The sequence below is a fragment of the Amycolatopsis pigmentata genome (genome assembly GCF_042684065.1).
GTDB lineage: Bacteria > Actinomycetota > Actinomycetes > Mycobacteriales > Pseudonocardiaceae > Amycolatopsis_E > Amycolatopsis_E pigmentata.
The window spans coordinates 16,609-37,891 of record NZ_JBHUKR010000010.1 but is presented as its reverse complement, the minus strand read 5'-3'; the positions used below and the strand labels follow the sequence as shown (position 1 = coordinate 37,891).

Sequence of the window (21,283 nt, the reverse complement as noted above, 5' to 3'; positions counted from 1 at the left end):
CATGTCGGCCGTCCGGTCAGTGCCACGCGTCGCTGGAGTTCATTGGAGAGAATGGCGCACTGGTTGAATCGCCAGGGCATCGAACGCTCGATCCGGTTTCGCTCTCGTACGCTCAGGCGGTGAACCGTTCAGAGATGGCACACGGCGCAACCCGCCTGGTCGTCGTCCTCATCGTGCGCATCGGCCAAGATCTCCAAGAGCGGACGATTGGGCTTGACGCGCTTGGCCGCGCGTTCGAGGGCTAGTTGATGCCTGGCTTCGATTTCGTCTCGACGGTCGATTAGTTCGCGCAACGACTCGTTGTGCGACCAGGTGAATTGCCGGTCCTGCATCGCCGTGTGCCGGTAGTTGACCTTCTCCTCGTACGCGACCGCCTTCTCGAACAGTTCCGGGTGCCGGTCTTTGAGGCCCACCCATTCATGCTTGCGCTGGAAGAAACAGAAGTAGCAGCCCGATCGAGTGCGCCATTCGTAGTAGTCCGGCAGCCCGATCCCGGCCTCATCGAGGATTCGGTCGACACCGGCCCGGTCAACCCCGTCCTCTCGGAAGGGGAACACCGCCGTGATGTTGGGCTTGGTACTCACATACCCCAACCGGTTTTCGTCCGCGCGGATGGCGACGTAGGAGATGACCTCATCGTCACCAACCCACTCCTCGAGTGGCTTGATCTTCAAGTTCTTCGTGCACCAGCGCATCTGGGGGCTGGGCAGCGTCCCCTGGTACACCTCGAGCCAGTGGTCGAAGTCGCGGGTGCTGTTGAGCCGCACGATCGGCTTGCCAACCGCCGCCTCGAGCCGGTTAAGGTACTCATAGGTCTCCGGTAGCTCGGCACCGGTGTCACAGAAAAAGTACTCCATCTCGGGCACCCGGTCGCGCATATAGATCGCCAGCGCCGAGGAGTCCTTGCCACCGGAGAGGCCGAGGACGTGGCGCTTCTTGCCGTTGGACTCGGTGTCGGTCACGACAACTCCTACCTTTGCTGGGTCGGATCTTGGGTGGCCGCTGCGAGGCGTTCGGCCAAAGCGGCGAGCAGGATGCGCGCACCGTCGGGGCCGAGTGCTTTCTCAGCTTGCCGGATAACACTGACAACAAGCTTGTCTGCTGCCTGCCGTGACTTTTTCGGCACGTGGATGAGGGTGCGTTCTTCCGCCCCCCCGGCGGTAGTGAGGGTCAGTAGCCGGGTTTCGATCTGTCGGGGTTCGGCTCGTCCGCCGGATGTGTCCAGCGCGGGCGAGCGATGGACATCATAGAGGTGGCTGACACGGTCGAGAGCCCGTGCCATTTCCTCGACTCTCCGAGAAAAGCCTTCGGCATCTCGATCGGTCCAGTCGCCCAGGGCCTTGTTCGTAAGGCGGATGATAATCGGGTCGAGCCAGTCTTCATCCGACAGGGTCTCATTGAGCACGCGGGACACGAATCCCTGCAGGTTAAGTTCGAGGGGCGCGTTGGCAAATCCGCGCAGCCGCTCAGTGAGGCCGGAGCGGAGTTCTCCGAGGTCTGGTGGCAGCCGGAACGCGCGTCCCATGGTCGTGACGATCTCTTGCCGAAGTGCCGCACTGGCACCGGAGAGGTCGTTCAACGCTGTGATCAGTTGATCGACGAAGGCGTTGGCCGTGGGCTCGTCTTTGATGGCGTTGAGCGAGATCGGCGCGAATCCCAGTGACTTCGGCAGAGCCACGAACACAAGCTCATCCGGGTCAGTTGCATTAGACAGAACGTCTCGAATCGTGAGTGCGTCAGAGCTGAGGCGTCGTGTTTGGCGAGCGTAGGGGACGAGCATCATGACGCGTTCCAGCATTGCTCGGGTGACCGCGAGCAGTCTGGGGTTGCGGGCTGATGGTGAAGTGGGTGCGTCGACGTCTAGGGACGAGGCCAGACGGTCGACGACGAGCCGACGCTGGCCGCGTCCGATCGGCATGGCCTTGACGGTGAAGCGATCCGGGTAGGGAACGTTGAGGCGTTCGATGATGTCGGGTGTCAGTCGTTGACAGTAGTTGCCCTCCTCGAACAGTGCGACGTCTTCGGCTCGCAGGATGAGGGCGGTGACCACCAGGATCGGTACCACTCCCGCTTTGACTCCGTAGGGGGGAGCCATGAGCTGGTGGTAGATGTCCACAATGGGGGTGGGTTGTTTTGCGTTGGTCAGTGCCTCTTCGAGGGCTTCCCACGCGGGATGGATACTCTCGTTTTGTTGCTCCTTGTTGGGGCGGGAGATGCCGTGTGTGAAGATGCCGTTGCCGGTTGAGCTGCTGACGAAGGCCTTGGCCTCTCGGTGCAAGCCCAGGTACTGCACCACTCCTGCGTACATCGCACGCTCGGCCGTGTACCGGGTCGTGTCGTACCCGAGCAGCGGGTAGCCGGATTTTTGAAGCATCGCGGTCAACAGCTCACGACGGGTCTTGGAGGCGATGCTGGTGAGCTGATGACGCCCGACCATCTCGTTGCGGATGTGAGGAGTGAACGGGTACACCGCGTCACACGCTTTGGACACCAGCCCTGAGTAGCTGCGCGCCTTGATCTGCTCGCGCGGCTCTGTGCTGGTGTCGTTGCCGGCGGCCCAGAGATGCCAGGAAGATTGAGGGCTGACGGGGTTGAACGCCTCGTCGAGCAAGCTGCCGATGCGGTGTGAGATGTCCGCAATGCGTTCCTTGATCTCGTTGACCGCGATTCGGTCGAGCGTTTTGTCCTCGAGAAGTTCCTGGAGAGCGACGAGGGTGATCCCCGCTTGGAGAACTGTCGCGGACTTGCTGCTGGTTCCGATCAAGACCGGTAGTGGTGAGTTGACCACAGGCCGGTCGGTGAGCGGGCCGAAGTGGTACACGATGAGGCCATCGGCGGCGTCTGTGACCACCTCGGGGCCTGGCAGTTTATCGGTGCGGTGACTGATCGCGGTACGGAAGTAGCGCAGCATGCCGGTGCGTTGGCTGTGGCCGCCAGCCACAACCGCCACGGGAAGTACCGTTCCGAGTTGTTGGTTGAAATAGCGGACAACATCGGGTGCTTCAAGGCGGCCTGCGATGTCGTTGACACGGTTGTCGATCTTGACGTCGGTGCCCTGCCAGATACGGTATTCATCGCTGTATTCGCGATGAACGACGAAGCTGCTGGCTTCGAGTTTGTCGAGGCGCTCTTGCAGGGCAGCGAAACGCTCGGGATCTTGTGCGTCGGTCGGATCGTGCAGCGCGAACTGGATCATCGCGGGCGTCGCGCGGAGGACGCCATCGACGTCGATCAGGTTCAGGATGCCGATGGTCTTGAGGACGTTTTGGTCCTCGGGTGGCAGTCCATTGGCCTCGTTGATTCGGCGGTCCACTTCGAGCCATCGGCTGGCATTGGCCGAGGCGAGTAGGGTCGTGCGCCCGGATGCGAAGAAGTAGTCGTACAGTTGCGGCAGGCGGAGGGTGGAGGCTCGGGTCGGGGTCTTGGTCGTCAATGTGTCCAGTGCGCGGCGCACGGTGTGGGGCTCGTCGCTTCCCAGGAAACCGGTGAGGCTGCGGTCGTGCTGACCGATTTGGGCGGCCAGAAGCGGCGCCGCGATCGCCGTGAGCGGATGCAGTGGGTAGAGGTCGGCGAACATCTCCTGCGAGATATCCACGATGGCGTTTAGAGCGTGTGTGCGCCAGGCCGCTGCCGCAGCCTGAGCCTGCGTGTCGATGAGCTTGCGGCCAGCCGGCTTGACCGAGGACAGGTCAAGTCGGCGCCGCAGCAAGTGAACGGCGTCACCGAGATTCGGGGCAAAGGTGATGTCCTCGAAGCGGCCTTGGACCTTCGCCCACTCTTTGCTTTGGATGGTGCTGGAACGCGAGGCGTAGTCGGTGAAGGCCAAGTGTTGAAGAGTGACCATGAACAGCCGCAACCCGGAGCGCCCTGCGCCTTTTTCGGCGAGCACCTGGAGCAGGTACACGTCATTCTCGGCGCTGCTGGAGTCGCCCTCAGCAGCGAGATGTTCCAGCGTTTTGCCGAACTCGTCAATGATCAACAAGACGGGAGCCTCAGCACACAGTGCGCTGACCGCTTCCACGAGACTCTCGGTGGTCGGCACCCGGTGTTCCGTGCACGCCGCCAGGGCCTGCGCTACAGACTTCGGCGGCCGCCTTTTCCATCGGCGTTCCGCGGCTGTTTGCAACGCGCGACGCACCGTTGTCGCAAGCGGTTCACGGTCAGCGGTCGCAACGGCCCCGAGGAAACCTTGCGGCGCAAGTTCGCCGCGTACCCGCGCCAACCGTGCGGCAAGACCGTGGTTAGTTGTCGCGACGGCAGCCTCGGCTTCGGACTGGCGGCCGGGGTCGTGCCCGAGGAACGCATCGAACAGGTTCGCCAAGGTTGATTTGCCCGAACCGTAGGGACCGGTGAAGGAGAACGCCCTGGTGCGTTTAAGATCGGCAATCGCGTTCGTGATGCGGTCGAGGACGTCGAGCGCTCGCGCTCCGACATACGGTGAGTACAGGTGCTGATCGCGGACATCGCGCTCGAGGTTGGTGGACCGCATCTCGGAACCAACGAGGCTGATTCCCTCGGGAATATGTGCGACGGCCTTGGTCTGGCGAGTGCGCCGCGTGGTCTTGGTCGCGGTTGTCACGCGTTCTCCTCCATCAGTGCCAGCCTCTCGGCTTGCGGGGCGGCTTTCTTACGCGGACGCTTGCGATTGCCGCGGTCAAGGCTGGGATATTGCTGGGACCACATCTGTGGGGTGGGGAACCCTTCGCGGTCACGGACCCTGCCGTAGTGCTCGTCGAGGACATCCCAAGCGAGGGCATGAGGTTCCGTCGAGAAGGCGAGACTCCGCTGGCCGAGCGCTTCGACGATCTGTAGAGCGGGGTGGTCGTTGACCAGTGTTTCGATGGCCTTGGTGAGTTCTGGTTCGCCGACTCGGAAGGCTCGGCCTGGGGCGCCGGGCTCGTTGGCTAGCCGGGCGAGCGAGATAGATCCGGCATTTGGCGAGAACTGCGAAGCGTAGTCCAAGCACGCGTATGCCAGCACTGCCGCCGGCAGGTTAGAGCGGGATCCGCTGGTGAATAGCCACTCGCGTTCTTTGCCCTTGCCTTGCCCTTCCAACAACCCAAGCTCGCGAAAGGGGCAGGCCAGCAGGTCCTCGAAGCTGCCTGGCGACAGCGGATTGAACTCCTGATCCAGCGCGTACATCTTGATCAGGCAGTCGACGTCGCGACCGATCGACTCCGATGCCGGCCATTGCTCTTCGTCGTAGTTCTCGTGGACATGCCGAGTAATGATGGTCGCCATCCCCTCAGATGTCTCCCGAGACAACGGAGCGAGATGAAACATCACGTACCAGCTCGGCGCGAGGCACTTGGCCCCGGGGCTAGACGAGAGCAGCCACCAGTGGAGCAACCACAGACTGCCCGTGTCCTCGAGGTAGGGGTCGGCGCCTTCCTCGTCGAGCAGCCACCGCGCCCGCCACGTCGGCGACGCGACGTACGCCCGATAGGACGGGTCGTTGTGGGGATGCTCCTCGGTTAGTTTGAAGGCCTGGCACCAGTACCGCATGGAATAGACCATGTTCTTGCCCACCCCGAGCGTGACCGGCGCGTCCTGCCGATGGAACGTCTCGCTGTCACCCTTCACCGCCAGGTACGCCTTGTGCAACCAACCGAAGCGCGGCGCGAACGTTTCATGGCGCCCGAACTTCGGTTCGGCAGCATCGGCAAGGCGGCTATCGGACATCAGACAAACCCTTTCGATCTACAAACAAGCTTATTAGGGCAGCGGCGGCGAATCGCTCGTGTCAGGCAGTGGCCGCTAGGACAGCACGGACACGCCCGACGGCACTCGCGACCGCAACGATGGACCGTTCAATGTCGCGCCTGCTCGTGGCATAGCCAAGCGAGAAGCGCACCGTCGAGTCGGCATCGTCACGGCTACGTCCCATCGCAAGCAGGACATGGCTAGGGCTTGGAGCCCCGGAGGCGCAGGCACTGCCGTCCGACGCCGCGACATCCGGCATCGCGGCTAGAACCGCGTCCGCCGGCACCCCGGGGAAGGTCACGCTCGTAACCCCAGGAAGGCGGGCCACGCCCCCACCGTTGATCACGCAGTCGGGCACCCGCGCGATCAGCTCTGCTTCAAACGCGTCACGCAACTCGGCGACACGGATGGCTTCCTCCTCGAGATGCCGTCGCGCCGTGTCAGCGGCAGCTCCGAGCCCAACGATCCCTGCAACATTGAGCGTGCCGGCCCGCCATCCACGTTCTTGACCACCGCCGATCAGCAGCGGCATGTAGGGCAGCGAGGTGTCCCGCCGCACGACGAGCGCCCCGACGCCCTGCGGACCGCCAAACTTGTGGGCCGACAGGGACAGCAAGTCGACCTCAAGTTCAGCAAGATCCAGGGGGAGCCGGCCGACATATTGCGTGGCGTCGGTGTGCACGAGCGCGCCAGCGTCGTGGGCGGTTTTGACGATGGGTGCTAGGTCAGTCAGTACGCCCGTCTCGTTGTTGGCGAGCATGGCCGAGACCACGGACACGTCGCTGCGGTCGAGCGCCGCGTCCAGGACGCCGAGGTCGGGAGTGCCGTCCTTGTCCACCGGCAGCACCACGAGAGCGTCGGAGGCGCCAACGGTGATGGCTCGTGCCGTTTCTAGGATTGCCGGGTGCTCAACGGCTGTCGTCACCAGCCTCCCTCCGCGAGCATAGGCGGCACGCAGAGCGAGATTGTTCGCCTCGGTGGCACCGGAGGTAAAGATGATCTCGCCAGGGTGGCAATTGAGCAAGTCAGCGAGTTGCCGGCGAGCCTTGTCAACCCTAGTGGCGGCGTCGCGGCCAGCCTGATGGAGGCTGGACGCGTTGCCAACTCGGTGGAACGCGGTCAGGATCGCTTCGAGAGCTTCCGGCCGCAGTGGTGCGGTCGCGTTGTAATCGAGGTAGACGACGTCGGCCTCGACTGAGTCATCGTCCATGTCCTGCCCTACTGCCGCACGGGTACGTTGGCCACTCCTGGCGGATCTTCGCGGTAGGCCCTCTCGTCCCACCAGGAGTGCGTCGCGATCATAGCCAACCCCTCTGACAGTTTCGGTAGGCGCACCGGGCGAACGGCGACGATCACTCAGCGTGCGATGCCTGCCGCTGTGGCCATAGCCCCGTCGAGGTGGGTCGTCGTCGTAGCCGCTGTCGCATGGCGGGAGGCATATGACCAGCGATGTTACGTCACTCGCTGAGGACTCGCCGGTCTCGCGCGCGGAATGCGGAATCTGGTCGGCGCGACCTTGCAGGAGCGGGACATCGCCGTTACGGCGAGCCTCCCGAGGGAATGTCAGAGGCGTCCGCTCTAATGAGGGGGTGTAAGGGATGATCTCGGAGCGACGGCGTACGGAGGGGGGCCGGTGGAGATGGACTTTGTCGACAGGATGGTTCCCTCGAAGAGCCACGGTACCGCGGTAGAAGGCTTGTACCGTTCCGTTGATCCATCAACAAGCAACCGCCGCAGGCCCACAGAGATGGAAACCGTAGGTATGGACCACCTGTCACGTCGCGGTCGGGTCTGATGGAGCGGTTCACCGTCTTTGATCTCTTGAGCGCGTCAACGCATGCGCGCTCGTTCGTCGATGCCCGGGTTGCGCGAACGCTTACCGGGCTTGTTCGAGAAGGCCTTGTTCGCAAGATGCCTGCCGACGCGGTGCTCGCCCTCGCATGCCTGGGTGATCCGGTGTCTGCCATCCGGCGCCTAGCGGATGCTGGAGTGCTACCGGATGAGCTGCCGGAGGAACAGCGTCGACTGTTGGCGGCGCGCCTCGCACTCAACGGCGCCGAGCTGAGCACGCGAGACATGACCGCAAACGCGGGCCGCGTCGCTGTCTTTCTCGGCCTGCCGGAGGCGCACAGCGACAAGCCAGCGCCCTTGCCCACCGAGACTGCAGCGGCGTACGGCCTATTCCCGCATCAGCGGCGAGCCGTCGCGCAGATGAGAGCGCTGCTGCGGAAAGGCCGGCCCCGTCTGCTGCTGCACATGCCGACGGGATCCGGAAAGACGCGGACGGCCTTGAACTTGGTCTGCGACTTCCTGCGAGAACACGAGGGGCGAGCTGTTCTGTGGGTTGCCTCCACCCGAGAGCTTCTGGATCAAGCAGCGCGCGAGTTCCATCGCGCTTGGGGCACCCTGGGCAACCGCGAAGTCCCGATCGTCGCCGCGTGGGGTGGCCAAGAATGGCGTAGCGAGGACGTGACGGATGGTCTTCTCGTGGCAAGCTTGCAGACAATCTATGCTCGTCAAGACGAGTTGGGATTCATCGACGACCTTGGCCGTCGGCTGGGGCTCATCGTCTTCGATGAGGCTCACCAAGCCGTGGCCCCGACCTACCGAGGGGTGGTACAGCGGTTGTCCTCTGCGGGATTACCGATCACCCCCATCGTTGGTCTGAGCGCGACGCCAGGACGCACCTTTGTCGGATCTGACACCGATGATGAGCTTGCCGAGTTCTTCCAGCGCACAAAGGTCGAACTCGACACGGGGGAGACCGGTGCCGCGGCCAACCCGGTCGAGTACCTGATACAGCAGGGTTACCTGGCCAAACCGGAGTTCCGTCTCCTCGGAGAGCTGCCAGACATTGACGCGGACCCTATGACCGACAGCGACGACGCGATCGAACTGGGCATAGACGAAGGCGACTATCTCGACGCCGTCGTCGGAACCACGCTCGATCTCATCCGTGAGTCACATCGACGCGTCATTGTCTTCGCTGCATCCGTCGAGCTCGCCCACCTGATCGCGTCGACATTACGAGGGGCTGGTGTGTTGGCTGACTCGGTCGACGGCACGACAGCGCCGGAGATCCGCGACACCGCGATCCGCATGTTCAAAAGCCCAATGCCAGTACCCCGCGTGCTGGTCAACTACGGAGTACTCACTACCGGATTCGACGCACCGCAGACGAGCGCGGTCGTCATCGCCCGCCCCACCCGTTCACTCGTGCTCTACAGCCAAATGGTTGGCCGCGGCATCCGGGGCCCAAAGGCCGGCGGCAACCAGAATGCCGTCGTCGTCACTGTTGTCGACCCGTCTATTCCCGCGTTCGGCTCCATCGCTTCTGCGTTCATACACTGGGAGGACCTGTGGTAGCACCAGCCAACAAGCCCAAGGAAGCACCTCTCCTGTCAGGTTCACAGACGGTCAAGTCGATCCGCGACACCGGCTACAAGGGCACTGACTATGCGCTGGCTGAGCTGATCGACAATTCGTTCCAATGGGGCGATGCCAACACCGTCCTGCTAGTCATCGTGCAACGCAAAGTGATGAGCAAGCAACGCGCGTCGAACCGGGTCGATGAAATCTGGGTCATCGATGACGGCGTTGGAATGACGGACGAGTCGTTGAACCTTGGACTGTCGTTTGGGGGTTCTCCCAAGTACGACGACCGTTCAGGTATCGGACGGTTCGGTATGGGACTCCCGCAGGCGAGCGTGTCACAGTGTCAACGCACAGATGTGTGGACTTGGCAGAACTCACAACCAGAGAACGCGTTGCACACCTATCTGGATCTGCGTGAGGTAGAGGCATCCGCAAAGGACACAGCGCTCACGGTCCCGTGGCCAACCGATCCGTCGAGCCCTGACTACGTCCAAATGCCCGACTGGGTCTTCGAGGTTTACCGAAGGCACGCGATGCCCGATACCTCTACAGGCCAGCCGGTCTATAGCGGGACGGCGATCCGTTGGACTGTGCTCGACAAGTTGCGGTGGCTACGGGCCGACACGATGTTGGCCCACACTGAATACCTTCTGGGCCGGGTCTACCGCAACTTTTTGGCAACGAACGACCGGCAACGCAGCATCAAGGTCGCGATCATGGAAGGCGAGACACTCCTCGCACCAGACAACTTCCATCAGGTCCGGCCCAACGACCCGCTTTACTTGCTTCCACCCGCTGAGACCACTCTCGAATATTGGGAAGCTGCCGAGACCGCAGATGACGGCAGTGTGACCTACAAGCAGATCACGGAGGAGGCGCCTTTCGGCGTATATCCTGGATCTCGCACGTTCTCTATTCAACGTCCGGATGGCGAGGGCGTCTCAACTGTCCGTGCCCGCCTATCGCTCGCGAAGCCCGAAGCGCGGCCCGGTGGCAGGCCCGGCTCCAGTACCAAGCAGGGGCAACACGCTCGTGACAACGCCGGCATCTCCGTCATGCGTGCGGATCGAGAGTTGGTGCTGGAAAAGACACTGGCTCAGGAAGCAACGGACCGCTGGTGGGGTATCGAGGTCGCATTCGATCCGTGTCTCGATGATGTCTTCGGAGTCACGAACAACAAGCAGGATGCGCCCTACTTTACACAGGCGCTGCGCCTTGTCCGAGAGCACCGCATCACGAAAGAGGAAGCGCTCGAACAAGGGCTCTTCGATGAGGATCATCCCATCGCCGAGCTCTACGACATGGCTTTCCAGCTTGTCCAGCTCGCGGCCAACATGAAGAGTGACGGAAAGAACGAGCAGAGCGCACGATCCGAGGCTCGACGCACACAGCCCAAAGTCACGGATGTTGCTTCCAGCGTCAAGAAAACTCGCTCAAGCGTCAGCCCGACTCCTGGAGAAACTAAATTCGCTAAGGCTAAACCCGACCCTGGCCAGGCGGCAGCGACGATCGAGCGAATCCTCGAAGACCAGGATGTCCCTGCGGAAATTCGTGGCGCGGTCATCGCCAACTATCAACGCGGTGTCACCGTTCAGGTGGTCGAGCGGCCGGTGAAGCAGCTCAACGCGTTCTTCTGGCCCGACGAGGCGCTCAACCTTGAGATCCTGTATCTGAACAACGCTCACCCAGCGTACAAGAGGCTGATTGAGCCTCTGCAGTTGTCGAATGACCAGGTTCAGGAAATGAGCGAAGCCGAAGCGAAAAATCTGCTGGTGCAAAGTGCCGACGCGATGACATGGCTCCTGTTGGCATGGTCACGGCTGGAGAACGAGTACAGGACGGGTCCGCAGTCTCGACAGCTTCAGGAATTCCGAGAGGGATGGGGGCGTCGCCTCGCTGAATACGTCGAAGACGAGGCGTTCAAGGCAGCCTCACCATTCGGCGAGGATGACGAAGGCCAGGACGGAGAGGACGACGTGTGACCCAGGCGGTTTTTGACCCACAGCGCTGTGGAGACCGACTCCTCGAACTGGCAGGCGACGCGGAAGACCTCACGATCATCGCGCCCTTCATCACCGTGCCAGGCATCCAACCCATCCTGTCGGCATTGCCACCAGGGTGTCGGTTAGAGGTCTTCACGCGCTGGCGACCCGATGAGGTCGCCAGCGGAGTGAGCGACCCGCGGGTGTTCGATCTGATCAGCGAACGCGGCGGGACGGTGGCGCTGCACCCTGTCGTGCATGCGAAGGCATACGTTGCCGGCGCCTCTGCCTTGGTCGGCTCGGCAAACGTGACCACCAATGGCTTAGGCTGGACCCGACCAGGCGGTGTCGAGATCCTCGTGAAAACGTCAGCGGAGGATCCAGCACTTGCGGAACTGCTCGGCGTGTTGCGAGCGACGTCCTCTATCGCCAATGAAACCGACCGCGACGCAATCCTCGATGCCGCGGCTACATTGCCCACGCCGTCTTTCTGGACACCCGTCGGGACAGCAGAACACACCGATTGGCTGCCTACCTATCGACCCCCGGATGTTCTTTGGCGTGTGTATACCGGGCAGCGGGAAGACGGCGTGGTAGATCTCGTTCGACCCGACCTGGACGCGCTGGGCGTACCCAATGGGCTCACGACCGAGGACGCATTCAATACATACGTGGGAGCGATCCTGCGACAAGGATTTACCGGAAAGATCGCACGGAAGTGCAGCAACCTGACCACCATGAAGGCTGTACAGCGGCTCGTTGAGATCTGCCACCAAGTTGGTCATCCCATCGACGACCCGGCGGATGTATGGGAAACCCTGGCTGCCTGGATCGCCCACTTCCTTCCGGGCTACCAGAGAATCTGGGGCGGCACCCGCCTGATCGGATAGGGCTCCGCCCGAACCACGCAGTCGGGACGCGATCTGCGGCCTCCTGAAGATCAGCTAACCCGAGCGGACCTACGCCACATTGCGCCACGACTCGTTTCTGTGTCATCAAGCTCTTCCGGAGGCTATAGCGCGACCTCGGCACCAGTCGTACCGGAGCGCCTCGTGTGCGGCGGTGACCAGGCTCCGGCCGACCGAACCCCGCCTGGTCGCCGGTTCGACAAACAGTCGGGACACATAGCCCGCTGGGCCCACGGCGGCCTGCCGTTCGATCCATGCTCCCTGCGGCAGCTGCCCGTGGAGGAGCCCAACCGGGGTACCGTCGATCAGCCCGACCAAGACCAGATCGGCCTCGCTATCCACGGCTTCTGCCAGTTCTTCGCGCAGCCGGGCACCGAGCCCGGACCGCTCCGGCGGCACCCCCAATTCGGCCTCGAACCGGTGCAACCGCCATACCCGGCCGGCCAACCGTCCTGGTCACCGCGCTTAGCCGGACGTACAGTCACCCGAGGGGGTAGATCGGTGGTCCCTGGCAAGCAGCCCCGAGAACCGATGGCGGCTGGTCACCAACAAGGCAATCCGGGTTCCCGGGCAGCAGGGGCCGTACCTGGCTGGCCGTCGCGGCGTTGTCGAGGACGACGAGTACGCGCCGGTCCGCCAGGTAGCAATCGGAACAGCGCGGAGCGCTCCTCCAGGCCTACCGGGATCCCGGAGGGGCAACACCCAGCGCCCTCAGGAAGTGGTCAAGAGCCTGCGCCGCGTTCACCGGATCGCCCGGGTCGTACCCGCGCAGGTTCACGTAGAGCTGCCCGTCGGGGAAATGGCTGCGGACACCGTGCGCCCAGTGCAATGCCAGCGAGGTCTTGCCCGCTCCGACGGTTCCGGTGATGGCGTAGAGACCGGTCGTGGTCGACGCACCCGGTTCCCGTTTCAGGACAGCGTCGAGGACACGCATTTCTGTTCCACGGTTGGCGAAACCGCCGACGTCGCCACGCAACTGGCGCGGAGCTGGCCGTCGGGGTAGCGGCCACCATGGAAGTGGACCCCGCCGTGGATGTTTCCGGCCTGCACCACGTCGTGCGCAAAGCCGGGCAGATCGGGGCTGGTCCCCAAGCGATCGGGTTCGTCCGGCGAACCCGGCATCAGCGGCGCCCGGGCTCCGGCGGGGCACCGGCAAAGTAGTCGCCGATATCCCCGCCACCACTATAGAGTTCCTGGATGAACTCCCGGCAGCGAACGACCAGTTCTCGTTGCGTGTAACGGATCCCGCCCTCCGCAGCCCGTTATCGTCGTAGAGAAACTGGTAGACGACATCGTCGCCGAGCGTGATCAACTCAGGCAGCACAATGTCCGCCTCGGGTATGCCCACATCATCCTGTTCGTGCTTGCGCCCTGGCCTCTCTTGCCACGACCAAAGCCTTGCCATAAAAGCGCCACGTCCCTGCCGGCACCTCGAAACGGTACACCATCGAGCTACCGGCTGTTTCTGCACATCACAGATGAACTGGCGTGGCGGGTCCCTGGTCAACCACGAGGCATCGTCGCTTGTACCACATTCAGCTGTTTGTGCCGAACCGCACACCAGGATCCGCGCCAAGCTAAAGATCGAATCAAAAATAGAGACACATATAGTTCTTTTCAGATTTTCACGTGCGTTCATTGAAGAGCCTAGTGCCTATCAATTAGGGTTTACGACGTGTCACATGTCAATCGCAGCCTTCATGGGTGCCCAAAACTTCATACATCGAAATTCCAACCAGGAGGCGCTCCATGAAAGTAATCTCGTATGGCGGCGGCGTTCAATCTACAGCACTCCTTGTACTCGCCGCACAACAGCGGATCGATTATAGAGTCTTCTTGTTCTCCAACGTTGGAGACGACAGCGAGAATCCTTCCACCCTCGCATATGTTCGAGAAATAGCGGGCCCCTACGCCGAACGGAGTGGATTAGATCTAAAAGAACTGCAGCGGCGACGCAGGGACGGGTCCATTGAGACGCTGATGCAGCGCTTGCAGCGACCGGACAGCAGGTCGATCCCGATCCCAATTCGGATGGCGAACGGTGCGCCTGGACGCCGCTCTTGTACAGCAGACTTCAAGATCAAGGTCATAGACCAGTGGCTTCGCCAACACGGCGCCTCTAGACGGGAACCCGCCACGGTGGGGATCGGAATATCTCTTGACGAAATCCACCGAGCGAACCGGCGGCGCTGTGGACCAAATGAGAAGATCGAATTTCCCTTGCTAGATCTCGGGCTCCGCAGAACGGACTGTGAGCACATCATCAGCGAAGCTGGGCTTCCAGTTCCACCGAAAAGTTCATGTTACTTCTGTCCCTTTAAAACCATGGAAGCGTGGCGACATCAGCGCACCTATGAACCCGATTTGTTCAAGAAGTCGACAGAACTGGAGCTCATGCTCAATGAACGCCGGGCAGCTTTGGGTCGCGACCCAGCCTATCTCTCAAGATACGGCCGACCCTTGACCGAGGCAATACCCGAGCCAGCTTCAGCGCAACTTCCGGATGATCCAGGAGATGCCGAATGCGACTCAGGCTGGTGCATAACGTGAGAAAATATTGAATTTACGCCCGAATGGGTGACTTGATGCCCAAAGCGCCTCCCTAGGCACCTGGCAGGATGTGTTCGAGTGCGGCGCACGGCCACGTCGCAGTTGCATCGGTGGCGCAGGGCCCGCTGGTCGTACACTTGGCGCCGCACCGGCTGAGGTCTCGCGGCGCACTGATAACTCCTGCTGTGGCAGACGCCCTCCAAGACTGGTATCAAGCCTATGTGTGGGTGCACGGCGTTGTCCCTGGTCATCTCTGGGTCAACCCGTGGGAGACTTGGTTGCGGGCACTAGCGACCGGGAAGGTGCGTCGAAACGATGACTACCGTCGAGCGTGGTCGCACGGCGATGATGCGGACCGGGCTGAGCAAGCCGCTGTCCATCGCTCTCGCCGACGATCTCCTCACTCCCGATACGTCGGTGTTCGATTACGGCTGCGGTCGCGGAGGTGACGTGCTTCGGCTGAAGACGCTTGGCTATGACGCGTCGGGCTGGGATCCGAACCATGCCGCAGACTTGCCGCGAAAAGAAGCGGACGTCGTTAATCTTGGATATGTGGTCAACGTCATCGAGGACCCACACGAGCGAGTCAGTGTATTGCATTCTGCATGGTCACTTGCCCGCCGCGCATTGATTGTTGCGGCGCGGCCGGACTGGGAGGCGCGCTACGTACAGGGACGGAGCCATGGCGACGGAATAATAACAACCAAAGGAACTTTCCAAAAATTCTTCAAACAGGACGAACTTCGAGCCTGGATCGACAACTATCTCACTGTTCGTAGCATTGCGGCAGCTCCGGGGGTCTTTTATGTATTCCGCGAAGACAGCACCAGTCATACATTCCTAGCCAATCGCGTCCGCAATCGGCGCGCATATCGCCGCGTCGAGATCGACGAGAGCTTGCTAGAAACACAGCGATCAGCCCTTCAACCGCTCGTCGACTTTGTTGCCGAAAGGGGCAGGGTCCCCGACGTGACCGAGATCCCCAACTCCGACGAACTCAAGAACACCTTCCCGACAGTCAAGCATGCCATTGCCGTCATTCGACAGACGATCCCGAATGACACGTGGGCTAGGGCCCAGGAGGCGGCGCGGCGTGACCTTACAGTCTATCTCGCCCTTACAGCTTTTGGCGGTCGGACAAAATTCACCAATCTCCCTGAAGACATTCAATTCGATGTCAAAGCACTCTATGACTCGTATCGGGCCGCATGCGAATCGGCAGATCAGTTACTCTTCTCACTCGCCGACCAGGCAGCTCTAAATAAAGCATGTAGCTCTGCCGCTTTCGGGAAGCTTACGCCAGAGGCATTGTACGTCCATGTTTCAGCGATCAATCGGCTTGACCCGGTACTTCGAGTGTATGAGGGTTGCGGGCGCGCTCTCACCGGCACAGTCGACGGCGCCACTTTGGTCAAGCTAAATAGAGTCGAGCCGAAGGTCTCGTACCTGAACTATCCCGAGTTCGACAGGGATCCCCATCCAGCGTTGAATACGTCCCTCCGCGCCGACCTTCGTCGACTCCATGTCAAGTACACTGATTTCGGCAGCTCACAAAACCCCCCAATTTTACACCGTAAGGAAACATTTGTTGCAGACGACTATCCTCGTCGCGACACTTTTGCAAGGCTCACTTCGCAAGAAGAGCGCGCTAGTTTACTTGACGACGCGCGGGCCATTGGCACGCAGGAGAGGTGGAAGGCCAGACTTGATCAGGCTGGATTACGTCTTGCAGGCCACAGACTGGTTCGAGCGAGACCCGCTGAGTAGGCCGCCAACTGTATCCGGAAAGGGCGGGGCTGCGGTCATCGCACGACGTGCGGCCCCGACTTGATCAACCGATGACGGGTGGTGCGATCTTGTTACCGTTCTCGTCGGTTTCGATGGTGAGGCCGTAGGTTTCGTTCGGGTCGTCGTCCACGATGTAGGCCGGTCGTTTGTGTTCCTTGTCTTCCTCGCCCTTCTTGCCTCCCGCGGCGCCGGGCATGCCGCTGGTGCCGGCTTTGCCGGTCTTGCCCGCCGCGCCGCTGCGGGCGGCTTCGGCTGCTGCTTTGGCGCCCGGCTCGGCTGTGCCGGTTTTCTTGCCGGCACCTGGCTCTTCGGTTGTGCCGCCTGTGGGCACGCGGCCGGCGGCGCGCCCGGATGAGCCGCCGGAACGGCCGGAACCGCCGCGTTCGATGTCACCTCCGCCACCGGTGCCGCCCACGGTGGAGACCAGTCCGGCGTCCAAGCCGGGGTTCAGTGTCGATCCCGGCGGCCGGCTCCATCCACCGGGAGGATCGCTGACCGGAGTCCCGCTGACGGGGTTGGCGCCGGTCGAGCTTCCGCCCGATATCGGGTTGCCCGCCGTCGGCACCGGGCTGCTACCGCTCGTGCCCGCCGGCGCCGATGGTGTGAACGCGCTCGCGGCCGTGGTCCGGCCGACCTGCGGAATCACCGCGTTCGACCCCCCAACCGAGCTGCCCGGCGACGACGCCGCAGCAGCCGGGGCGGGTGTGACCGGGGGTGGTGGCGGCGCGTAGATCGGCTGTGTGGAGCCGGTGCCGTAGAACGTCTGGTCCCGAGCGGTCAGCACCGCGGCGGCCTGTTGCTGGGCCTGAAACGCCACATTCGCCTGCGTCTGCGCGTTCTTGTAGGTCTGCATCGCAGCAAGGAAGTCTCCGCTGGAGAGCTGCTGGCGCGCCTGGGCCATGGATTGCAGCACGGTCTGCCCGGCCGGTTCGGGCATCGTGTGCTGGGCGTTGGCGATCGCTGCCGAGGTCTGGGAGTAGCGGTTCGCCGTCAGGAACGCGGCGTCGCCGGAGGAATCAAGCCACTTGGAGAGACCACCGAGCCCGGCAAAGGCGGCTTCCGCGCCGTGGCCTTGCCACCCGGCCTGTTCTTTGGACACGGCCTGCTGGATGGTCCCGGTCAGCTCTTTGAACACATTCCCCAGGTCGTTGACGACCTGGCCCTGCTCGTCGACCTCCTCGGCGCTTGCCCCATCGCGCACCATCGCCTGCAGCCGTTCGTGTGGCATGGCGCGGTAATCGACATCGGAGGAGTCCAGACCGGGCCGGTAACCACCGCCGGCAGCTGCCAGCTTCCGCTCGAACACCTGCGCTGATTTGGTGGAGTACTGGCCCGCCACCGTGGCCGCGTCATGCCAGTCCGGGTCCAGCCACACGTTCTTCTTCGCGTTCGCCGCCGTGACCTCGGCGTAGACCTCGGACTCGTACTTCCGCGGCGTATATCCCTCCGGCACCCCACCCGGCTGCGTCACGACGACCCTCCCTACTGGTCCTTCGGCAACAACGGCTCAAGCTTCTCCGCCAACTGCTTCGCACTCGGACACGCCTGCGCATTGGCAGTACTTTCCGCCATAGTCGCCGTGGCCAATGCTCGCGCGTGCTGGCCTACCTCAAGCGCGAACTCACACATAGCAGCACTCGGTTTGGCTTGCAGGGCGTTTCGGCCGTTTATGGTCGTGGTCATCGCACCCGAGTTCTCGGTCCTATATTCGCTGAGCCCTCGCGCTGGATCCAATGCGATGCTGTATGTGCCAAAATTCAGTTTCGAGGCGTCGCATTCATTGCGCCGGCTTATGTTCTCTCCGGGGTCGAAGCCTTGCCCGGTGAGGAGTTGATCCAGAACCTGGCACGCGTTCAAGGCGCTGAACACGTTCGCATTGCCCGTAGTCGTCGTGCCCGTACTGGTCGCACCGGTGCTCGGGAATGCGGTCCCGGGCGTCGTGCTGGAGCAGCCGGTCAGGCCTAATGCCGCGACGGTCGCAAGTACGGCTACTCGGCCGACGGTGCTAGTTTTGGTGGTCACGTGTTCCTCAGTCTTTGAACGGGCCGAAGTGCTTTGTGGCGGCCTCATCTGCCGTGTTGTAGTGCTTGACGGCCGTATCGATCGCTTCTTGCCACTTTGTGAGGCCGTCCTGCAGCGTGCTGAACACGGGGAGCAGGGACCGCTCGTCGGAGTTCACCGACGCGAGCATGTGCTGCGACACCTGCTGGGCGTAGGTGTCGCTGCCGACCTTGGGGGCCTGTTCAAGACGGTGTGTCCTCGCGGCAACCTCAGCCAGCCGTTTCAGTGCGTAGGCGAAAGCGCCGCGCAGGTGGGTTCCGGTTTCTTCGTCGATGGCCCAGTCACCTGCTTTCGCCATGTCGAGATAGTGCTGGGCGGTGTCGGCGAAGCTCGTCACCTGCTCCGTGCCGCCGAAAACGCTTGTGGCGATGTCGCCGAGGCCGCCGCCCGTGGTGTCGTCAGCCATCGTGCCCGTCCTCCCCGCCGGCTGGTTCCGATGATCGCGGTGTACCGCGCAAGGTCACGATACCGAGCGGCGTACCGCGGTGTCAGGGCTTCGACGCACTCAGTAGCCGCCGCGTTCCCGGTTCAGGCGGTCGCGCAGCCACTGGGCAATCCGGGCGCGGTCGGCAGGGGTGATGGTGTGCCGCTCGACGCCGTCGGACAAGGTTTCAGCGGTGACGAAAAACCGGCCCTCGGTGGTGTCGAACCAGGTCAGCGCCCCTACTTCGACCTCCCGGCCCGGTCTGGCGCGGGTGCCGGGTTCGCGGATCGAACAGGCGATGAGCCCGGCCCGCACGACCGGCGACGCGAAAAACCGCCCTGCGGCGGGAGGAGCGCTTGACGGCCGCGGCGGGGTCGCGTCGATGCCGCTGAAGAACTCCCTCTCCGGCTCGGGGGCCACCCGGCGGGGCTGGGAGGAGCCGCCGTCGACGTAGGTCACCGGTGCGCCGTCGATGGGTTTCCAGTGGGGGAGAAATCGGACCATCTCGTCGATGACCTGAGCCGGACGGAGTTCCTCGAAGGACACGACGGTGCCTTCCTGGTTGGTGAGGACGCCCGTGTGGCCACGCCACCCGCCTCGGTACAGGAACTGACCGTCGCCCTCTACCACGGTCGCGACCTGGGTGAGGACAACCTCGGGCTCGGCCCAAATGCGCAACAGGTCTTCGATGTCCGCGCGCAGGATGCCGCTACGGGAGAGCCATCCGTCCCGACGGAGCCGCTGATGCACCCGGTCGCGTTGCGCGGCACGGTCGGCACCACTCGCGCTCACATACGGGATCTCATACGGGTGAACAGGGCGGCCAAGACCGAGATCCTCACCCAGGATGTCCAACTCGGTCAGATCAGCATCGAACCTCAACAAAGCCCCGCCCCCGCGATGACCAATATATCCCGCGATCACGTTCAGTAGTCACGTCGTAGCGCAACACTAGTAGGGTGCGGTGGGGCGCGGCAAGACGCGGTCTACACCAACCGTCTCCGGGCCGACGCCCTTGCTCGTTCCTGCGGTCGAGATAGCCCGAGGGGCCACGGCCCGCCACTCCGCGCCGGCCAGAAGCGCCTCGACGAGATAGCTCGGTGGGCCGTTGACGTCCACCGCGACCTTACGGGATTCCTCTGTATCTTCCCCGGCACGACTGGGACTCGACGCGCTGGCGTCGCCAGGTTCGGCCGTGGGCGGCTGACCTGGCGCCCACGATCTCGATGCGTGGACCCATTGAGCCTTTGCGCGTTCACGGATGACCCAGCGATCTGCTGGGCCCCGGGCTCATGGGAACTGGACGGTGGGGAAGCGCGGGGACAGACTCCGGTCGGTGCACCTCGGCGGGGATCCGGGGTGCGTCTCCCGGTTCGTAAGCCCTGAGCACCGGGACAGTCGACCGTCCAGTTGCAGCCGCGGGCAGCCCGGTTCCGGTCGCGGGACGATCGCCGGCGCCGTTCAGACGTTGGTGGGCGTGATTCACACCGTGCGAGGGGACGGCAGCCAGTCCGCTACGGTGTGGTGCTCAAAGGTTTGGCTCAGGCACGCTTCGGCGGAAAAGTGCTGATCAACGCAGCTGTGGGTTGCCTGCAGGGCGGCCGTGCATGAGCGCCAAACGTCTACGTGCAGATAACCCGGCTCCACGGGCCTCCTGCTGTTGCTTCGTCGGTCGATAAGCTCTGCCATCGTGTTTGGTGCACGAAGCGGTGGTCTGAACCGCGTCCTTGGGCTCAGGTGCAGGAGGTCGTCAGTGACCGATCAAGATGATCGCGACGAGTACGTGGCTGAACTGGTTCAAGAGGTGTTGCCCGTGGACACCGCGTATGCGGTGTTGAGTTCTGAAGATTTCAGCAGGTTCGCCGCTGTACTCGCTTCGGCTGGGCATGGCGACGCGCGCAAGATGGAAGGACTCCTCCGAGAGGCGGTCGTCGAACTGGAGCCGCACACCCTTGAGTGGCTCGCGGTCGGAGCCGAATCTCCTGTCGGATTCTTGACGAACAGAGTGCGTCGCGCGCGGTATGAGCAATCGTGAACGCTGCATCTTCTTGTCGGTATATTGCCCTCGCCCACGGCCTATCTCCCAGCGCATGCTGCGCGCTTGGCCGCGCCGAGACGCTGCCGTTAGAGTGATCTTCTTCCTGTTGGCCGGGCGCACAACAGTCGCGCAGCCAGCATCATCGGCGAAGAAGTCCCCGCAGACCAGGCGGTCGATCAGGCTGCCCAGATCTTGTGCGGCGCCAGCGACGCGGACTGATCCACCACCTCAGTGATCGATCAGGACCGTAGGTGCCGGAGCCTGGCTGGTCGAGATGCACGGTCATCTCCGCCTCCAGCGCCGCTTCCAGTACAGTCTTGGTCAACCGCTTGAGCAGTCACTTCGGGCCGGACCGCGCCCATCCCCCGAGCACGCGCCCAGCTGTCGGGCCGGAAACACCGTTACGGAGGCAGTTCCATAGGCTATAGCCTATATTTCGGGTGAAATGGGAGCG

16 protein-coding genes are annotated in these 21,283 nt (G+C 62.8%); 5 read left to right on the top strand and 11 right to left on the bottom strand.

Going from position 1 to position 21,283, the window contains the following annotated elements; all coding sequences use genetic code 11:
* Positions 1–128: 128 nt before the first annotated feature.
* From ACFSXZ_RS22085 to ACFSXZ_RS22070, 4 genes are all read right to left on the bottom strand, one after another.
* The gene (locus ACFSXZ_RS22085) at positions 129–962 is read right to left on the bottom strand and encodes a phosphoadenosine phosphosulfate reductase domain-containing protein (RefSeq protein WP_378267044.1); all 834 of its coding nucleotides are present in this window, start codon (positions 960–962) and stop codon (positions 129–131) included.
* Positions 963–970: 8 nt separating this feature from the next.
* Positions 971–4,579 carry an ATP-binding protein gene (locus ACFSXZ_RS22080; protein ID WP_378267043.1) on the bottom strand — a complete coding sequence of 1,203 codons (3,609 nt, stop codon included), beginning with the start codon at positions 4,577–4,579 and terminating at the stop codon, positions 971–973.
* Positions 4,576–5,682 (bottom strand): DUF4007 family protein, encoded by a 1,107-nt coding sequence (locus ACFSXZ_RS22075; protein WP_378267042.1) that lies wholly within the window; start codon positions 5,680–5,682, stop codon positions 4,576–4,578. Before ACFSXZ_RS22075 ends, ACFSXZ_RS22080 begins: the two co-directional genes overlap by 4 nt.
* A 61-nt stretch (positions 5,683–5,743) precedes the next feature.
* Complete coding sequence (locus tag ACFSXZ_RS22070; RefSeq protein ID WP_378267041.1) at positions 5,744–6,913, bottom strand: cysteine desulfurase family protein; 1,170 nt, start codon at positions 6,911–6,913, stop codon at positions 5,744–5,746.
* A gap of 584 nt (positions 6,914–7,497) precedes the next feature.
* On the opposite strand from ACFSXZ_RS22070, the gene ACFSXZ_RS22065 reads away from it, so the two are divergent.
* From ACFSXZ_RS22065 to ACFSXZ_RS22055, 3 genes are read left to right on the top strand one after another with little or no spacing between them, the layout of a single operon-like run.
* The gene (locus tag ACFSXZ_RS22065) at positions 7,498–9,069 is read left to right on the top strand and encodes a DEAD/DEAH box helicase (protein WP_378267040.1); all 1,572 of its coding nucleotides are present in this window, start codon (positions 7,498–7,500) and stop codon (positions 9,067–9,069) included.
* On the top strand, positions 9,063–11,060 hold the full coding sequence (locus tag ACFSXZ_RS22060; protein WP_378267039.1) for an ATP-binding protein: 1,998 nt from the start codon (positions 9,063–9,065) through the stop codon (positions 11,058–11,060). Before ACFSXZ_RS22065 ends, ACFSXZ_RS22060 begins: the two co-directional genes overlap by 7 nt.
* Positions 11,057–11,950 (top strand): phospholipase D family protein, encoded by an 894-nt coding sequence (locus tag ACFSXZ_RS22055; protein WP_378267038.1) that lies wholly within the window; start codon positions 11,057–11,059, stop codon positions 11,948–11,950. Before ACFSXZ_RS22060 ends, ACFSXZ_RS22055 begins: the two co-directional genes overlap by 4 nt.
* Positions 11,951–12,055: 105 nt before the next feature.
* On the opposite strand, the gene ACFSXZ_RS22050 is transcribed toward ACFSXZ_RS22055, so the two are convergent.
* The 3 genes from ACFSXZ_RS22050 to ACFSXZ_RS22040 all read right to left on the bottom strand — a co-directional run bounded on the left by ACFSXZ_RS22050 (position 12,056) and on the right by ACFSXZ_RS22040 (position 13,090).
* Positions 12,056–12,415: a GNAT family N-acetyltransferase gene (locus ACFSXZ_RS22050; protein ID WP_378267037.1), complete on the bottom strand. Its 360-nt coding sequence runs from the start codon at positions 12,413–12,415 to the stop codon at positions 12,056–12,058.
* Positions 12,416–12,644: 229 nt separating this feature from the next.
* The gene (locus ACFSXZ_RS22045) at positions 12,645–12,902 is read right to left on the bottom strand and encodes a hypothetical protein (RefSeq protein ID WP_378267036.1); all 258 of its coding nucleotides are present in this window, start codon (positions 12,900–12,902) and stop codon (positions 12,645–12,647) included.
* Positions 12,878–13,090: a hypothetical protein gene (locus ACFSXZ_RS22040; protein ID WP_378267035.1), complete on the bottom strand. Its 213-nt coding sequence runs from the start codon at positions 13,088–13,090 to the stop codon at positions 12,878–12,880. The genes ACFSXZ_RS22045 and ACFSXZ_RS22040 overlap by 25 nt, the downstream gene beginning before the upstream one ends.
* A gap of 1,743 nt (positions 13,091–14,833) precedes the next feature.
* Here ACFSXZ_RS22040 and ACFSXZ_RS22035 point away from each other — a divergent pair.
* Positions 14,834–16,285 carry a DNA phosphorothioation-associated putative methyltransferase gene (locus tag ACFSXZ_RS22035; RefSeq protein ID WP_378267034.1) on the top strand — a complete coding sequence of 484 codons (1,452 nt, stop codon included), beginning with the start codon at positions 14,834–14,836 and terminating at the stop codon, positions 16,283–16,285.
* A 64-nt stretch (positions 16,286–16,349) separates the two neighbouring features.
* Here the strand turns inward: ACFSXZ_RS22035 and ACFSXZ_RS22030 are convergent, their stop codons facing one another.
* From ACFSXZ_RS22030 to ACFSXZ_RS22015, 4 genes are all read right to left on the bottom strand, one after another.
* Entirely contained in the window at positions 16,350–17,777 is a 1,428-nt protein-coding gene (locus ACFSXZ_RS22030) for a hypothetical protein (RefSeq protein WP_378267033.1), read from the bottom strand.
* A gap of 11 nt (positions 17,778–17,788) precedes the next feature.
* Complete coding sequence (locus ACFSXZ_RS22025) at positions 17,789–18,328, bottom strand: DUF3558 family protein (protein ID WP_378267032.1); 540 nt, start codon at positions 18,326–18,328, stop codon at positions 17,789–17,791.
* 7 nt (positions 18,329–18,335) lie between these two features.
* Positions 18,336–18,773: a hypothetical protein gene (locus tag ACFSXZ_RS22020; RefSeq protein ID WP_378267031.1), complete on the bottom strand. Its 438-nt coding sequence runs from the start codon at positions 18,771–18,773 to the stop codon at positions 18,336–18,338.
* Positions 18,774–18,872: 99 nt separating this feature from the next.
* Positions 18,873–19,673 carry an ESX secretion-associated protein EspG gene (locus ACFSXZ_RS22015; protein WP_378267030.1) on the bottom strand — a complete coding sequence of 267 codons (801 nt, stop codon included), beginning with the start codon at positions 19,671–19,673 and terminating at the stop codon, positions 18,873–18,875.
* An 871-nt stretch (positions 19,674–20,544) separates the two neighbouring features.
* On the opposite strand from ACFSXZ_RS22015, the gene ACFSXZ_RS22010 reads away from it, so the two are divergent.
* On the top strand, positions 20,545–20,826 hold the full coding sequence (locus ACFSXZ_RS22010) for a hypothetical protein (protein ID WP_378267029.1): 282 nt from the start codon (positions 20,545–20,547) through the stop codon (positions 20,824–20,826).
* The last annotated feature ends 457 nt before the right edge of the window (positions 20,827–21,283 follow it).

What these genes read in the sequence shown, in the direction of transcription:
- ACFSXZ_RS22075 (WP_378267042.1), bottom strand. Translation starts at nt 5,682, where the DNA reads ATGTCCGATAGCCGCCTTGCCGATGCTGCCGAACCGAAGTTCGGGCGC.
- ACFSXZ_RS22040 (WP_378267035.1), bottom strand. Translation starts at nt 13,090, where the DNA reads ATGCCGGGTTCGCCGGACGAACCCGATCGCTTGGGGACCAGCCCCGAT.
- ACFSXZ_RS22020 (WP_378267031.1), bottom strand. Translation starts at nt 18,773, where the DNA reads ATGGCTGACGACACCACGGGCGGCGGCCTCGGCGACATCGCCACAAGC.
- ACFSXZ_RS22065 (WP_378267040.1), top strand. Translation starts at nt 7,498, where the DNA reads ATGGAGCGGTTCACCGTCTTTGATCTCTTGAGCGCGTCAACGCATGCG.
- ACFSXZ_RS22035 (WP_378267034.1), top strand. Translation starts at nt 14,834, where the DNA reads ATGACTACCGTCGAGCGTGGTCGCACGGCGATGATGCGGACCGGGCTG.
- ACFSXZ_RS22070 (WP_378267041.1), bottom strand. Translation starts at nt 6,913, where the DNA reads ATGGACGATGACTCAGTCGAGGCCGACGTCGTCTACCTCGATTACAAC.
- ACFSXZ_RS22045 (WP_378267036.1), bottom strand. Translation starts at nt 12,902, where the DNA reads ATGCGTGTCCTCGACGCTGTCCTGAAACGGGAACCGGGTGCGTCGACC.